Origin of the sequence: Bacillus sp. AP50, from assembly GCF_040492675.1 — a bacterium.
GTDB lineage: Bacteria > Bacillota > Bacilli > Bacillales > Bacillaceae_G > Bacillus_A > Bacillus_A cereus.
The window spans coordinates 1-1,257 of sequence record NZ_JBEUTW010000673.1 but is presented as its reverse complement, the minus strand read 5'-3'; the positions used below and the strand labels follow the sequence as shown (position 1 = coordinate 1,257).

Below are 1,257 nucleotides of genomic sequence, written 5' to 3'. Positions count from 1 at the left end.
AACATACTCTTTCTGTACATATCCAGTATTACCGTTAATTGTAGATATTTTTATATATCCATTATTCTGTACTTTTTCTGGAATCCAAGCTTTTACCATTTCATTAGATACTTCATATAAAACTTGTGATTCTCGCTTTGGTTCAGCTAAAATTTTCGTTTTATTTCCAGTAACAGTTGCATATATAAAATGCGCTTGGTTTGGTTGGTTACTTTCTGTCAATCCACTTGGTACTTTATATACTTGCTTTGTATCTTTTGCAAACTCTCCTCCCATTGTAAGGGCGACTTGCAACTCATGAAAAATATCTTCATCAAACTTCAGTTCATCCTTCTTATAACTCTTCCCTTTAAATAGAACTTCATCATTTAACGCTTTGTACAGGTCATTTTCATTTTTTGAGTTCGTACTTTGATATAGTTCATTCATAAATTGTTTTAATGATGGATCTTGAGCAGACTCATCTTTTGTTTTAGGCTTAATTTGAGTACTACTTTGTACCGGTGATTTATTATCATCAAGCCAAGGTTGTTGAACAATGAAAAATAACATTGTACAAACCAAAACAACTACAATAGGTAATGCTTTTTTACGAAATGGTCTTTTATGTTTTACAAAATCCACTTCATTATTTTCATATATAGACTGCTTTATTTTAGAAATAAATTCTTCTTCATCTTTACGATTCTCCATTGGCCCTTTTTTTATTTTTCTATACCAGTCAGGATTTTGTTTATTGTTCATCACTACTACCCTCCCCTATTAATTTTGAAACCTTACTTCTCGCTCTACTTAATCTCGATTTTACAGTTCCAATGGATACTCCTAATGTTTCAGCCATTTCTTCATAAGATAATTCATATTTTGCGTCCAATATAATTATTTCACGGTGCTTTTTAGGTAGTTCTAATACAACCTTCCACACATCATTCATTTCTTCTTGCTTAAAAAATTCTTGTTCTGCTGACAGGGATTGCTTATCGTCACTAAAAAATCCTATTAAAGATATCCTTTTAAAATAGGAGGATTTCAAATAGTTTATTGCCGTATTTCTTGTGATTTTTAAAATCCACGTTTTAATAGATGACTCCTTTCGAAATGAATTCCAATTTTTAAACACCTTTATAAATACATCTTGCGTGATATCATCTGATAAGTGTGGATCTTTCGTAATAATAAATGAATAATTCCATACATCTTGCCAATAGTCTTTTATAACATAGTCCAGCTCATCATGATTACACTTTTCAATAAACG

The 1,257-nt window shown here is 30.7% G+C and carries 2 protein-coding genes; both read right to left on the bottom strand.

The genetic code is table 11. From position 1 onward, the window contains the following. On the bottom strand, positions 1 to 744 hold a 744-nt coding region (locus ABWK52_RS28270; RefSeq protein ID WP_353772321.1), incomplete at its 3' end, for an SH3 domain-containing protein. Beyond that, the coding region (locus tag ABWK52_RS28265; protein WP_353772320.1) for an RNA polymerase sigma factor at positions 734 to 1,257 on the bottom strand (524 nt) is incomplete at its 5' end. The genes ABWK52_RS28265 and ABWK52_RS28270, both read right to left, overlap by 11 nt.